The 12,446-nt window shown below is 70.5% G+C and carries 10 protein-coding genes; 3 read left to right on the top strand and 7 right to left on the bottom strand.

Annotation, left to right across the window (positions count from 1 at the left end; genetic code table 11):
• Nucleotides 1-435: 435 nt before the first annotated feature.
• Nucleotides 436-2,067, top strand: a complete 1,632-nt coding sequence (locus ACWGIC_RS27380) for a TIGR04141 family sporadically distributed protein (RefSeq protein ID WP_452078793.1) — start codon at nucleotides 436-438, stop codon at nucleotides 2,065-2,067.
• On the opposite strand, the gene ACWGIC_RS27375 is transcribed toward ACWGIC_RS27380, so the two are convergent.
• Entirely contained in the window at nucleotides 2,064-3,458 is a 1,395-nt protein-coding gene (locus tag ACWGIC_RS27375; RefSeq protein ID WP_452078792.1) for a WS/DGAT/MGAT family O-acyltransferase, read from the bottom strand. The genes ACWGIC_RS27380 and ACWGIC_RS27375 overlap by 4 nt on opposite strands.
• A gap of 59 nt (nucleotides 3,459-3,517) precedes the next feature.
• Here ACWGIC_RS27375 and ACWGIC_RS27370 point away from each other — a divergent pair, with 59 nt between their 5' ends.
• On the top strand, nucleotides 3,518-4,771 hold the full coding sequence (locus ACWGIC_RS27370; protein ID WP_452078791.1) for an alpha/beta hydrolase fold domain-containing protein: 1,254 nt from the start codon (nucleotides 3,518-3,520) through the stop codon (nucleotides 4,769-4,771).
• Here ACWGIC_RS27370 and folE read toward each other — a convergent pair.
• Complete coding sequence (gene folE / locus ACWGIC_RS27365) at nucleotides 4,735-5,337, bottom strand: GTP cyclohydrolase I FolE (RefSeq protein ID WP_452078790.1); 603 nt, start codon at nucleotides 5,335-5,337, stop codon at nucleotides 4,735-4,737. The genes ACWGIC_RS27370 and folE overlap by 37 nt on opposite strands.
• Nucleotides 5,338-5,478: 141 nt before the next feature.
• Between folE and ACWGIC_RS27360 the strand changes: the two genes are divergently transcribed.
• Nucleotides 5,479-6,189, top strand: coding sequence for a helix-turn-helix transcriptional regulator (locus ACWGIC_RS27360; RefSeq protein ID WP_452078789.1), 711 nt, complete (start codon nucleotides 5,479-5,481; stop codon nucleotides 6,187-6,189).
• Here the strand turns inward: ACWGIC_RS27360 and ACWGIC_RS27355 are convergent.
• From ACWGIC_RS27355 to ACWGIC_RS27335, 5 genes are read right to left on the bottom strand one after another with little or no spacing between them, the layout of a single operon-like run.
• Nucleotides 6,175-6,768, bottom strand: a complete 594-nt coding sequence (locus ACWGIC_RS27355) for a hypothetical protein (RefSeq protein WP_452078788.1) — start codon at nucleotides 6,766-6,768, stop codon at nucleotides 6,175-6,177. The genes ACWGIC_RS27360 and ACWGIC_RS27355 overlap by 15 nt on opposite strands.
• 10 nt (nucleotides 6,769-6,778) lie before the next feature.
• Nucleotides 6,779-7,330 (bottom strand): TetR/AcrR family transcriptional regulator, encoded by a 552-nt coding sequence (locus ACWGIC_RS27350; protein WP_452078787.1) that lies wholly within the window; start codon nucleotides 7,328-7,330, stop codon nucleotides 6,779-6,781.
• A 1-nt stretch (nucleotide 7,331) separates the two neighbouring features.
• On the bottom strand, nucleotides 7,332-8,153 hold the full coding sequence (locus ACWGIC_RS27345; protein ID WP_452078786.1) for an SDR family NAD(P)-dependent oxidoreductase: 822 nt from the start codon (nucleotides 8,151-8,153) through the stop codon (nucleotides 7,332-7,334).
• 58 nt (nucleotides 8,154-8,211) lie between these two features.
• Nucleotides 8,212-9,366, bottom strand: a complete 1,155-nt coding sequence (locus ACWGIC_RS27340) for an SWIM zinc finger family protein (RefSeq protein WP_452078785.1) — start codon at nucleotides 9,364-9,366, stop codon at nucleotides 8,212-8,214.
• Nucleotides 9,366-12,101 carry a DEAD/DEAH box helicase gene (locus tag ACWGIC_RS27335; protein WP_452078784.1) on the bottom strand — a complete coding sequence of 912 codons (2,736 nt, stop codon included), beginning with the start codon at nucleotides 12,099-12,101 and terminating at the stop codon, nucleotides 9,366-9,368. Before ACWGIC_RS27335 ends, ACWGIC_RS27340 begins: the two co-directional genes overlap by 1 nt.
• Nucleotides 12,102-12,446 lie beyond the last annotated feature (345 nt).

Below are 12,446 nucleotides of genomic sequence, written 5' to 3'. Positions count from 1 at the left end.
GGGTAGTCGGGCACGCGCGGCAGCGCGAACCGTCCCGCGAACGGCCGCCGACCCGGCTAGCCCATTCGCCGCGAGGCCCGTGCACCGAATTACTCACCGAGCGTCACCGAAACGCGGAGACAGCGCCCCGGACAGCCCAGCCCTGACCGGCGAACAGGTTCTTTCGGCACCGCCGGACGATTTATCGAAAACGCAATTCCGCGTCCAGTAAACGGCCATCGCGAGATCACCTTCCGGTTCCCCTGCCTCGCAAAACCCGCTCTGGCGCATCTCGAAAGGAAACCCTATCATCGGCCGTGCCCGCGTCCTGAGAATGGGTGATTCAACGAAATTTCACCATTCCGCACGCCATTCGCGCTCCGTGATTAACCGGCCGGACCGCCGCGCCACCTAGGCTGATCGGACGTCCTGGAATTCCGTCCTCCGGTGGTGGTCATGCCTGCCCCCAGCCGTCCGGCGTCCCTCTTCCGCCTCGACGGTTCCGCGGCGGAAACCGACCTGCTGACCCCGCTCTCCCCCGAGCAGATCAGCGCCGACCGCCCGGTCGACCTGCCCGGCACGCGCGCCCGGCTGGTCGCGGGTGCGTTCCGCACCGAGGCCCCGCAGTGGCTGCAGCACGCCGAAGCGCTCGGCGGCGGGCCGCTCGACCTGCCCTCGACACTGCCGTTCGCCGTGCTGCTCGTCCCGCGTCCGCCGTGGACCTACGCGGTCACCTGGGGCGCGGGACATCTCGTGCTCAACGACGAACACGTCGAGCAGGGTTTCGGGCTGCGCTTCGGAATCCGCCGGCTCGACCCGTTCGACCTCGGGCTCGTCGCGAGCGCCGCGCTGGACGTTTCCGCGCGGGCCACGCAGATCTCCATTCCCGGCGGCGGCGAGCTGTCCGCGTTCCGGCTCGAACCGTACGGCGATCTCGTGCACCGGCTCGCCGGTTCCGCGGACCTGACCGACCTCACCTACGGCCGGGTGACCGGCAAGCGCTACCGCATCCGCGTCGGCACCTCGCTGTGGGCTCCGCTGGCCAAGGATCCCGAAGCGTTCCTGGCCGATCTCGACGCGGTCGGAGCCGTGGTCGACGAACCGGACGAGGATTCCGCACTGCGGTTCATTTCCCAGACCCGTCCGATGGACCGGCATCACCCGCTGGTGCCCGAACTGGAACGACAGCTCGCCGAAGCGCTCGGCGGCAGCGACGCGCTCGGCCTGGCGTGGCCGTCCAGCGCCGCGAACGACGCGGAGAACGCCGGTTCGTTCCGCGTCGCCGGCCTCGGCCCCGGCGGCCCGATCCACGTGCCCGGCCGCCTCGAACTCGAGCACCTGACCACGCGCCTCAGCGGAATTCCCGTGGAGCGGCGGCTGAAAGCCCTGCGCGCGGGCCGCATCACGACCTGCGCCGACGAGGCGGGCACGGAACCCACCGGAGCCCCGCTGCCCGCCGCCCGCTGGCTGGTGTTCGAGACGACTGTCGAGCACACTCGATACGTCTTCCATCAGTCCCGCTGGTACCGGATCGGCGAGACTTATGTCGAGCAGATGCGGGATCAGGTGCGGGATCTGCTGGCGCGCAAGCATGTCTGGCCGGAAGTCACGTGGAAACCGAGCGGCCAGCCCGATGACGAGCATCGGTACTGTCAGCGGGTCGCCGCTCTCGAACCGGGATATCTGTGCCTGGACAAGGATTTCGCGAGCACGCCCCTGCATCCCCGGTTCGAACTGTGCGATCTGCTGGGACCTGGCGACGAGCTGATCCACGTCAAATGGCTGGGCCGCGCCACCGCGGCAAGCCACCTCTACACCCAGGCACTCGTGTCCGCCGAGGCCCTGCACGACGAACCGGAAGCGCTGGCACAGCTGGCCGACAAAGTGTCCACATTGGACCCTGGCCGGATGCTGGGCGGCGCGCCGGACACGGTCGTGCTCGCGGCTGCGGGGCGGGCGTGGAACGTGGACGAGTTGTTCACGCTCTCCCAGGTCGCACTGCTGCGTTTGGACCGAGCGGTTCGCAGCCTGCGCGCCACACTGAAATTCGCCGACATCCCGCACACGGCGAAGAAACGCCGTCGTTAAACCGGCGCGGCCTTGCTCAGCTCGTCCAGCGCCTCCGGCAACGCGTCCGCCAGCGGCCACAAATCCTTCACCAATTCCTTGGCCCCCAGCAACCCGATGCCCACCTTGCCGTCATTGGACAGCACCGTGATGTTGAGCCCCGCCCCGTGGAACACCGGCCCCAGCGGGTACAGCCCGGTGATCCGGGCGCCCAGCAGATACAGCGGCATCGGCGGCCCAGGAACGTTGGAGATGATCAGGTTGTGCACCACCGGATGGCGTTCGGCCAGCCGCAGCGCCGAATACGCGCGCACGCCCAACCCGAACACCGTCGCCGGAGAGAACTGCGCCCAGTCCGCGAGCATGTCCGCGTCGATGTCGTAATGGTGGTCCTTCGACCGCCGGTTCGCCTCGGCCAGGAAGAACACCCGCGCCGCCGGGTCCGGCAAATGCGTGGGCAGCGAAGCGAAAAACGCGGACACCCGGTTGCTGCCGCGATCGCGTTCCGTGCGCTCGTGCACGGACACCGGGACCGTCGCCACCAGCGGATCCCCCGGCAATTCGCCGCGGCCGAGCAGGAATTGCCGCAGCGCGCCGGAAACCAGCGCCAGCACCACGTCGTTCACGGTGACGCCGAACGCGTTCTTCACCTGCTTCACCGCGTCAAGGTCCAGCTGCGCGAACGCGACCGAACGGTGTCCGGTGATGGTCCCGTTCAGCGAAGTCCTCGGCGCGGTGAACGGCACCGGCATTCCCTTGCCGCGCAAAGCTTTGCCGAGCCATCGCGGGACCAGCTCAAGCAGCTCCGGCAGCAACCGGGCGATCTCGAACGGCCGGTGCAGCAGCGAATCGGCGCTCTCGCGCAGCAGCCGCAACCGGGTCGGGAGTCCGTCGTTGTGCTGCTCGCCGGCGGGCAGCTCCGGCAGCGGCGCGTCGGGTTCGAACCCGGCGAGATAGCCGATCAGGCTCGCTCCGCCGACGCCGTCGACGCTCGCGTGGTGCATTTTCAGCAGCACGGCGAGCCGTCCGTCCGGCAGGCCCTCGATCACGTAGCACTGCCACAGCGGATGCGCGCGGTCGAGCCGCTGTCCGGCGATGTGCGCGCACAGCTCGGCGAGTTCGCGGTCGTCGCCCGGCGCGGGCAGGCCGATCCGGTGCACGTGGTTGTCGAGGTCGAAGTCCTCGTCCTCGACCCACACCGGATGGTTCAGGTTCCACAGCGGATTGTGGAGTTTGCGGCGGAACGCCGGGATCAGCGCGACCCGTTCGGCGAGGCGGCGCTTGAACTCTCCGAAGGTGTAGCCGCCGGGCATGGTCGAGCCGTCGAGGACGAGCAGGCCGCAGACGTGCAAGACCTGCGAGGGCGTCTCCAGGTAGAGGAAGCTCGCGTCCAGCCCGCTCAGTCGCTGCATGTCTGCCAGGGTAAGGCAGAACCCTGGCCGGGGCGCTCGGCGGAGGTAGCATCGGGCAGGTGAAACCGGACTTCGTGACCCGCCGGGCAGCACAGCTCGGCCTCGCCGCGCTCGCTCTGCGGCCGCCGAAACCGCGGCCGACCTCGATCCCGGTGTTCTTCGCCGGCTGGCTCACCGGCGAACTCGCGCCGCACCTGCTCGCGCTCACCGCGGCCGACACCGTGCAGCACGTCGCGCGCCGCGGGCTGCGCCGCCCCAGCGACCGGATCGGACTGGCTTTGGCCGGGCTGTCCGCGGCCGGTTTCGCTTCGCTCATCGCGACCTCGCTGAAGGCGCGCCTCGAGGTCGAGGCCGCGCTCGTCGAAGCGCTCGGCGAGGACTACCGGGACCAGCTGGAGAACCCTTCGGACTTCTCGACGCCATGGGCACGGCTGATGACGCCGTTCCGGATGCACGAGCCGGACGTCGTGCGCGACCGGAATGTCGCCTACGCCCCTGGCGGCAAACGCTTTCTGCTGGACGTCTACCGTCCGCGCGAGACAGTCCGCGACGCGCCGGTGCTGCTGCAGATCCACGGTGGAGCGTGGACGATCGGCAACAAGGAACAGCAGGGCCTGCCGCTGATGCGCCACCTCGCCCGCCGCGGCTGGGTTTGCGTGGCGATCAACTATCCGCTCTCCCCCGCGTCGCGCTGGCCGGCGCACATCGTGGCGGCCAAACAAGCGCTCGCCTGGATCCGCGAGCACATCGCCGAATACGGCGGCGACCCGCGCTTCGTCGCGGTCACCGGCGGTTCGGCGGGCGGGCACCTGGCCGCGCTGCTCGCGCTGAGCCAGAACGACCCGGCGCTGCAGCCGGGTTTCGAAGAGGCGGACACGAGCGTGCAGGCCTGCGTGCCGCACTACGGCGTGTACGACATCGCCGCGTCGACCGGCGAGGAGGAAAGCCGGTACCGCCTGGAAAGCCTGATGGCGCGGCGGGTGTTCGCACCGGAGCACCGGCTGGACGACTACCTCGCGGCGTCCCCGATGGACCGGATCGCCGAGGACGCGCCGCCGTTCTTCGTGATCCACGGCAAGCACGATTCGCTCGTGCCGGTCGCCGAGGCGCGCGAGTTCGTCGCCCGGCTGCGGGCCAAATCCGCCCATCCGGTGGCGTACGCGGAACTAGCCGGCGCGCAGCACGCGTTCGACGTGTTCCCGTCGATCCGCAGCACGCACGTGGTGCGCGGCGTCGAGCACTTTCTCGACTGGGCCCGGCTCGACTGGGCCCGCGCTCAGGCGTTGACCCCGGTCAACGAGAAGAACTCCTGACGCGACCGGGCGTCCTCGCGGAGCGTGCCCATAAGGGTGGACGTGACCGTGGACGACCCGGTCGCCTGGACGCCGCGCAGCGTCATGCAGGTGTGCTCGGCCTCGATCACCACGCCGACGCCCTTCGGCGACAGCTGGTCGCCGAGCCAGCCCGCGATCTGCTTCGTCAGCCGTTCCTGCACCTGCGGACGGCACGCGAAATGCTCGACGACCCGCGCCAGCTTCGACAGCCCGAGGATCCGCTCGCCCGGCAGATACCCGACGTGCGCGACCCCGATGAAGGGCAGCAGGTGGTGTTCGCAGACCGAGCGGACCGGGATGCCGCGGGCCAGCACCAGCTCGTCGTAGCCCTCGTCGTTCGGGAACGTGGTGAGGTCGAACGCGCGGGGCGTGAACAGCTCCGCGTACGCGCGCGCCATCCGGCCGGGAGTGCCGCGCAGGCTCTCCGAGTCGAGGCTGACTCCGAGCGCACGCAGGAAGTCCCCCGCTGCGCTTTCGGCAGCCGCCAGGTCGAAGCCGGGAACGGGCTCGTGGACGACGCGCAGGGCGGTTCCGGACGACTGCATGGGCGATCCTCGGCCTTCGGAGCTGGCAGAACAGGGTTTCGCCTACAAATCTTGGTCTTATCGCCTGGCCGAGTCAATGTGACCAGGTGAACAAGCCAGGTAGCGGGTTCGGAGAACCTTGCTGGGCGTTATCGTGGATGTGTGACGAGTGACCTGGCGACCATCCGCGCGGTAGCCGCGCTGGACGAGGACCTGCGCCGGGGGATGTACGCCTTCATCCGCGGCGCCGGCCGCCCCGTGACGCGCGAGGAGGCGGCCGCGGCGGTCGGCATCTCGCGCAAGCTGGCCGCGTTCCACCTGGACAAACTCGTGACGGCCGGCCTCCTGCGCGCCCGCTACGAGACCGTCGGCGGCGTCCGCAAAGTAGGCCGGGCCCCGAAGGTCTACGAACCCGCGGCGACCGACTTCGCGATCACCATCCCTCCCCGGCAGCCGGACGTGCTGGCCGCGATCCTGGTGGACGCGGTCGCCTCGGCGGCCCCCGGGGAACCGGCGCGGGACGCCGCCCTGCGCGAGGCCGGACGGCACGGTTCCGAAGCCGGTGCCGCCGAACGCGAACGCTCCCGGCCGGGGCGGCTGGGCACGGAGCGCGGGCTGACCCTGACGAGCGCGGTGCTGGCCCGGCACGGATTCGAGCCGAACCGCGAGACGCCGGCGTGCCTGCGGCTGCGGAACTGCCCGTTCCAGCCGCTGGCGAAGCGCGCGCCGGACCTGGTGTGCGGGATGACCGACCGGTTCTTGAGCGGGGTGGTGGAAGGGCTGCAGGTGCCGGGAGTGTCGACGGCCCGGGTCGCGCCGCACGACGGCGGATGTTGCGTGGAGCTTCGGGGAACCGAGTCAGCCGGCAGTTGACCGGGGCTGCTTCAGCCTGCGTTCGAGGTAGGCGGGGATGTCTTCGAGCTTGACGTGATCGTCGAAGAGCCCGGTGCCGTCTTCGAACGCGGCACCGGAAAGGTCTTGGATCACCAGGGCTTCGAACTCGGCGCCGTCGAGGTCGAAAGAGAGGAACCAGTTCCAGCTGCCTTCCGACGCTGACTCCGGATCCAGCTCAACGACGGCGTTTCGCACCAGGCCGCGGGTTTCGAGGTCGGCTTTCCAGGCTCGGCAGAGATCGAGCATGAGCGGGCGTTCCCGCGCCCACCTGCCGGAGCCGGACTCCACCTCGGACATCGCGCTGCGAAGGACTTCCCGCCATTTCGCCAAGCGGCCCGGCGGGGGGTGAATCTGCTCGAGAGAGCTTCTGACATGCGCCAGCTGCGCTGAATCGAACCCGCCGTGGTTCACCGCAGTGGTCAGCAGCCCTGCGAACGCCGAATCAGCCTCGACGAGCACCGCCCAGACCTCGAACCCTGCTTCGTCGTCGGGTTGCGCGGGACGCCGGAAGCCTTCCACCCGGTCGAGCGCCCTGCGGTACACGGTCTCTTTCGCCACGCGGGCAACGCTAGCCGCCGAACGACACCGCGCGCAGCACCCTTTCCACGTGAGCGACGGGCCAGTCCTCGGTGAACGGCCGGGTGCGCAGCAGCCAGCGGTGGAAAACCGGGCCCAGCAACAGTTCCGCGCCGTCCTCCGGATCTTCGACCCCGGCGCTGGACAGGCGGTCGGCGATCGCGCGCAGCTGCGGGCCCAGCAGCCGGTCCAGGACTTCGGTGCCGATCGCTGGATCGGTCTGCAGCTCGGCGGTCACCGCGCGGAGCAACCGGTCCGAGGCGGGATCGGTCAGTTCGGCGATCATGCCGCGGACCAAGGTTTCCAGGTCGGCGCGAAGATCGCCGGTGTCGGGGACGGCGACTTCGCCGGAAGCGTCCAGGCTTTGCTCCAGCAGCGCGTCGAGCAGGACCGCGGCGGGCGACGACCACGTGCGGTACAGCGTTTGCTTCCCGGCGCCCGCGCGGGCCGCGATGCCCTCCATCGTGAGACCGCCGAAACCGGCCTCGGCGGCGAGGGAGAGCACCGCGGCGTGCACGCGGGCTCGGGTGCTGGCGCGCGCCATGTCAGCTCTCCGCGTCCGAGAAACGCTTGTCCTGACGGTAATCCGTCAGCCTGCCCGACAGCGCGGTCGCGACCATAGCGGGGGCATCAGCACCCGCCAGGACACGCAGCCGCTGGTCGGCGGGATCGTTGACGTGCTGCAGGATCTCGGCGGCGATCTCCGCGGGCGGGGTGCCGCCGCCGGTGCCGTCTGCGGCCCACGGCACGGTCGCTGTGCCGAACATCCGCTCGCGCAGCCCGTCGTACGCCGGGTCCGGAGCGGCGAACCGCATGCTGCCGGTCGCCCATTCGGTGTCCATCCCGCCCGGCTCGACGATGCTCACCCGCACGCCGAACTCCGCGACCTCCTGCGCGATCGCCTCGCTCATTCCCTCCAGCCCCCATTTGCTCGCGCTGTACAGCCCGAATCCCGGCACCGAACCGGCGCCGCCGACCGAGGAGATCTGCACGACGTGGCCCGACCGCTGTTCACGCAGCACCGGCAGCGCGGCTTGGGTCAGCCACAACGCTCCCAGCAGGTTCGTCTCCAGGATGTCCCGCGCTTCGTCCTCGCTTATCTCTTCGGCCATGCCGACCAGCCCGTACCCGGCGTTGTTCACCACGACGTCCAGCCGGCCGAACTCGGCCACTGCCCGCTGCACGGTTTCCCGCGCCGCCGCCCGGTTACGCACGTCGAGCACGTGCTCCACAACGTTCCGGTGTTCCGGCGCGCTGCCCTCCGTCCGGACGGTCGCCAGCACTCGGTCGCCCGCTTCCGCCGCGGCCAGCGTCAGCGCCCGGCCCAGTCCCCGGCCCGCTCCGGTGATCACCCATGTTCTCGTCATGCGGCCGACCGTAGCACCAAACGAGACGGACCGTCTCGTTTCACTCTGCGTAAGTGACTCAGCTCTCCGCCGGGTAGGCGAGATCGACCGGCTGCTCGGCCGGAGGCCCGTCCGGCCACCATTGCCCCGCGACCCGCACGAAGCGGTACCACCGGCTGTCCTGTCCGTACCGGAGCTGCACCGGCCCGGCCGTGACGCGGTTGCGCCATACCTTCACCTCCCCCGGCAATTCCGCCAGCTCCGCACCTGCCGCCGCCAAAGCCCCGGGGCCGGGGCTCCACACGTCTCGCAGCGCCGCGAGCCCGCTCCGGCCCGCCTCCCGCCACGCCTGCGCCGACACGATCAGCTCCGAGGGCGCGACCTGGGCGGCAGCGGCCAACCCGAACACGTCCGCGCCCGGCCGGGCCGCGCGACGGGCCAGATCCTCGGCAAAAGTCAAGTCCGCCAAGGCATCCCGCGTGTGCAGCAGGTCGAGCGCGAGCGACGCGGCGTCCGCGGCCAGCGCCGTGAGCGCGGCCGACGTCAGGCCGGTGCGGGCGGGCGGGTCGAGGTCGAGCACGGCGGGCGGGCCGGGTTCGCCGGGGACCGCGGGCAACGGCGGCAGCGGGGCGATCCGGCGCGAGTACGCCTTTTTCGGGGCCAGGCCGACCTCCGGCGCGCGAGCCGGGCGCGCAGCGCTGGGGGTCCGCATTTCCCGCAGCTGAGCCAAAACCGCGTCCCGGCCCCGGCCGCGCAGGGTGAACAGCACGAACGGATCGGCGTCCACCTCGTCGGCGACCAGGTAGTACACCGCCGCCACGTGTTTGCACGGATTCGCGCTGTCCGGACAGGAACAGCGCGGCCGCAGATCGCCAGGACCGGGCAGCAGATCGGCCCCGGCCTCACGGGACTGGACGGCCAGTTCCTCCGGCAGCTCCCCGTCGAGCAACGCGGCCGCGTGCCCGAGCCGCCGTCCGGCGACGTCGAGCAGCTTTTCCCATTCCCGCGCGCTGAACTCGCGCATCCGGATGGCGACGCGGTACGGGTCCGGGCGGCTTCCCCGCACCCACGCGGTGATCTCGCCCGCGCTGATCTCCAGCTGGTCCACGACGCCTTTGCGCGCGTACGTCCGCCCGCGCGGCAGCCGGTTCGGGTCCAGTTTGGCGCGCTGCTCCAGCGCCTCCACCCACGCCCGGCCCCACCACCGGCGCCCGAACGTCCGCCGCGGCGGCATCAGCCGCTCCCGAGCCGGACGAGGTCGGCGAGCTGGTCGTCGGACAGTTCGGTGATCCAGTCCTCCCCCGCCCCGACGACCGCGTCGGCCAGCCCGCGCTTGGTTTCCAGCACCGCGGCGACGCGTTCCTCCAGCGTGCCCTCCGCGATCAGCCGGTGCACCTGCACCGGCCGGTCCTGCCCGATCCGGTACGCGCGGTCGGTGGCCTGGTCCTCCACCGCCGGGTTCCACCAGCGGTCGTAGTGGATCACGTGCGTGGCCTGGGTGAGGTTGAGCCCGACGCCGCCTGCCTTGAGCGACAGCAGGAACACCGGCACCTCGCCGGATTGGAAGGCGGCCACCATCTCGTCGCGCTGCTTCGGCCCGATCTCGCCGGACAGCAGCGCGGTGGGCAGCCCGCGCTCGGCGAGCCGTCGCTCCAGCAGCCGGCACAGCCGCACGTACTGGCTGAACACCAGCACGCTCTCGCCCTCGTCGAGGATGACGTCCAGCAGTTCCTCGAACGCGGCGAGCTTGCCCGACCGCCCGCTCAGCGCGCCGGCGCTTTCCTTGAGGTAGTGCGCCGGATGGTTGCAGATCTGCTTGAGTTCGGTGAGCAGCTTCAGCACCTGGCCGCGCCGCTGCACGCCCTGGGCTTCCCGGATCTGCGCGAGGTTTTCCCGCACCACCGCCTCGTACAGCGTGGTCTGCTCGGCGGTGAGCGGGACGTACCGGTCGGTCTCGGTTTTGCGCGGCAGTTCCGGCGCGATGTCCGGGTCGGTTTTGCGGCGGCGCAACAGAAACGGCCGGACCGTCGCGGCGAGCCTTCCGGTGGCCGTCTCGTCCCGGTCCCGTTCGATCGGCCGCGCCACGGTGCGCCGGAACTTCTCCAGCGGGCCGAGCAGCCCCGGCGTGGTCCAGTCGAGCAGCGACCACAGTTCGGTGAGCCGGTTCTCCACCGGCGTGCCGGTGAGCGCCACACGGGCCGCCGCGGGCACCTGCCGGAGTTCTTTCGCCGTGGCGGACAACGGGTTCTTGACGTGCTGCGCCTCGTCCGCGGCGACCATGCCCCAGTCCACTTCGGACAGCAGCTCCCGGTCCCGGCGCAGCACGCCGTACGTGGCGAGCACGACCTCGTCCGGGGCCAGGTCGTCGAGGTGCCTTCCGCCGCCGTGGAAGCGGCGCACCGGCACGTCCGGCGCGAACTTGCCGAACTCGCGTTCCCAGTTGCCCAGCAGCGACGTCGGGCACAGCACGAGGGTCGGTCCGGCGGCTTGGGCGCGCCGGTGCAGGTGCAGGGCGATGAGCTGGATTGTCTTGCCCAGTCCCATATCGTCGGCGAGACAGGCCCCGAGGCCCAGGTCGGTCATGGCGACGAGCCAGCCCAGTCCGGCTCGTTGGTACGGGCGCAGGGTGGCGGTGAGGCCGGGTGGTTCCCCGATGGGTGCGGGGTCTCGTTCGCGCAGGCGTTCGGCGAGACCGGACAGGGCTGGCTGCGGGGCGAATTCGACCCGTTCGCCGTCGACCTCCAGCTCGCCGGTCAGCGCGGCGGCCAATGCCTCGGCCCCGGTCAGGCGCGAACGCCGGGCCCGCATGCGCGCCAGCAGGGCTGGGTCGAGTTTCACCCACTGGCCGCGGAGCCGGACCAGCGGACGTTTGGCTTCAGCGAGCGCGGCTACTTCCTCGTCGGTGAGTTCGCTGCCGCCGAGGCTGAGCCGCCAGCGGAATTCCAGCAGGCCGTTGAGCGGGAACGCGGGACCGGATTCGCTCGCCGGGGCTTGCGTGACGCTCGCCTTCGCGCGGACTTCTCCGGCGAAAAGATCTTTGGGCCACAGGACTTCGATGCCTGCTCCGCCGAGGTCGCGGGCACCGGTGCCGAGCAGGTCGACTACCTCGTCGTCGGACAGCGGGAGCGTGGTGGGGGCTGGTTCGGACAGGATTCGGCCGAGTGGTGGCCAGGCTCTCGCGCCTCGCCGAAGGCCGAGGAGGAGTTGTGTTTCCACCTGGTCGCCTAGGCGGTGCAGGACTGCTTCGGGGGCGTCCCAGAGGGTGGCTGCCTCGACGACCAGGCTCGGTTCGAGGGTCGAGCGGACGGCTAGGACTCCGGCGAATTCCTCGTCTGTTGCTTCGATTCTCAGCAGCAGCTGGGCGCCGTCCGGGCGGCGGGTTTCCAGTTCGGCTAGCCAGGCTGCGCCGTCTGGGTCTAGGAGGGTGGGTTGTGATTCTGCGAATCCCGCCCCGCCAGAGCCGACTGCCGCGGCCGGGCTGCGGACCAGGACGTCCGCTGCTGCGTCCCATACTGCTCGAACCAGTGATTCCGGGGAGTGCAGGCGGATTCGTTTGACGCCGGACAGCGGTAGTGCGTGTGCTTCGGGTGGCAGGGCCGCGGCCAGTCCGCGGAGGAGTTCCTCGTCGGCGGCGTCGAGGGGGCCTACTCGCCAGGTGCCTAGGCCGCTCGGGGTGGACGCTGGACGCAACCGGCCGCGCGCTACGAGGTTGACTCCGGCGTTGACCACTGCCGACCAGGCTGCGAGGGCGGGGCTGGTTTCGTCCGGCACGACCAGGAGGCGGGGGATGGCGTTCGCCAGCGGTATGAGGCGTGCCACTACCTCGGTGCGGGCGAATTTTCCGCCGCCGGGCAGGACTAGCTGGATCGGGGTGTCTCCCTCGATCTCGTCGCCCCAGAGGGCCAGGACTCCCTCTCTCGGGGGGTCCGAGGGGAGGTAGGTGGCTTGGGTGGTCTGGTCGAACTCCACTTGAGCACGGTAGCTCGGGGGTCTGACAAATCTGCGGGGGCGCGGGCGGCGGCTCGTCGCCTGGCGGCGACGTTGCGCCCCGGTGGGGCGGCGGGCACCCCGAAGCCTGATTGTGCTGACGGTCTGGGGGTGGTTGTCAAGGCGGGAAAGATGCCTTGACAACCACCCTCAGACCGCAGGGAAGCTTCGTATCGGGGTGCAGGGAGGGGGCTGGGTGCCTGGTGAGTTGGGTGCGGAGGTGGCGGTTGGGAGGGCGGGGCTAGCGCCCCAATGTGGCATTGGGTGCGTCAGACGCACCCAATGTGGCGTTCGGTGCGTCGCATGCACCCAATGCCACATTGGGGC

This window comes from Amycolatopsis sp. NPDC054798 (genome assembly GCF_053611505.1).
The sequence above is the reverse complement of the archived record's forward strand: the minus strand, read 5'-3'. Positions and strand labels throughout refer to the sequence as shown.

Bases quoted from the DNA above. Each gene is read 5' to 3' on its own strand.
- ACWGIC_RS27380 (WP_452078793.1), top strand. From the start codon at position 436: ATGCCTGCCCCCAGCCGTCCGGCGTCCCTCTTCCGCCTCGACGGTTCC.
- ACWGIC_RS27375 (WP_452078792.1), bottom strand. From the start codon at position 3,458: ATGCAGCGACTGAGCGGGCTGGACGCGAGCTTCCTCTACCTGGAGACG.
- folE (WP_452078790.1), bottom strand. From the start codon at position 5,337: ATGCAGTCGTCCGGAACCGCCCTGCGCGTCGTCCACGAGCCCGTTCCC.
- ACWGIC_RS27350 (WP_452078787.1), bottom strand. From the start codon at position 7,330: ATGGCGCGCGCCAGCACCCGAGCCCGCGTGCACGCCGCGGTGCTCTCC.
- ACWGIC_RS27345 (WP_452078786.1), bottom strand. From the start codon at position 8,153: ATGACGAGAACATGGGTGATCACCGGAGCGGGCCGGGGACTGGGCCGG.
- ACWGIC_RS27340 (WP_452078785.1), bottom strand. From the start codon at position 9,366: ATGCCGCCGCGGCGGACGTTCGGGCGCCGGTGGTGGGGCCGGGCGTGG.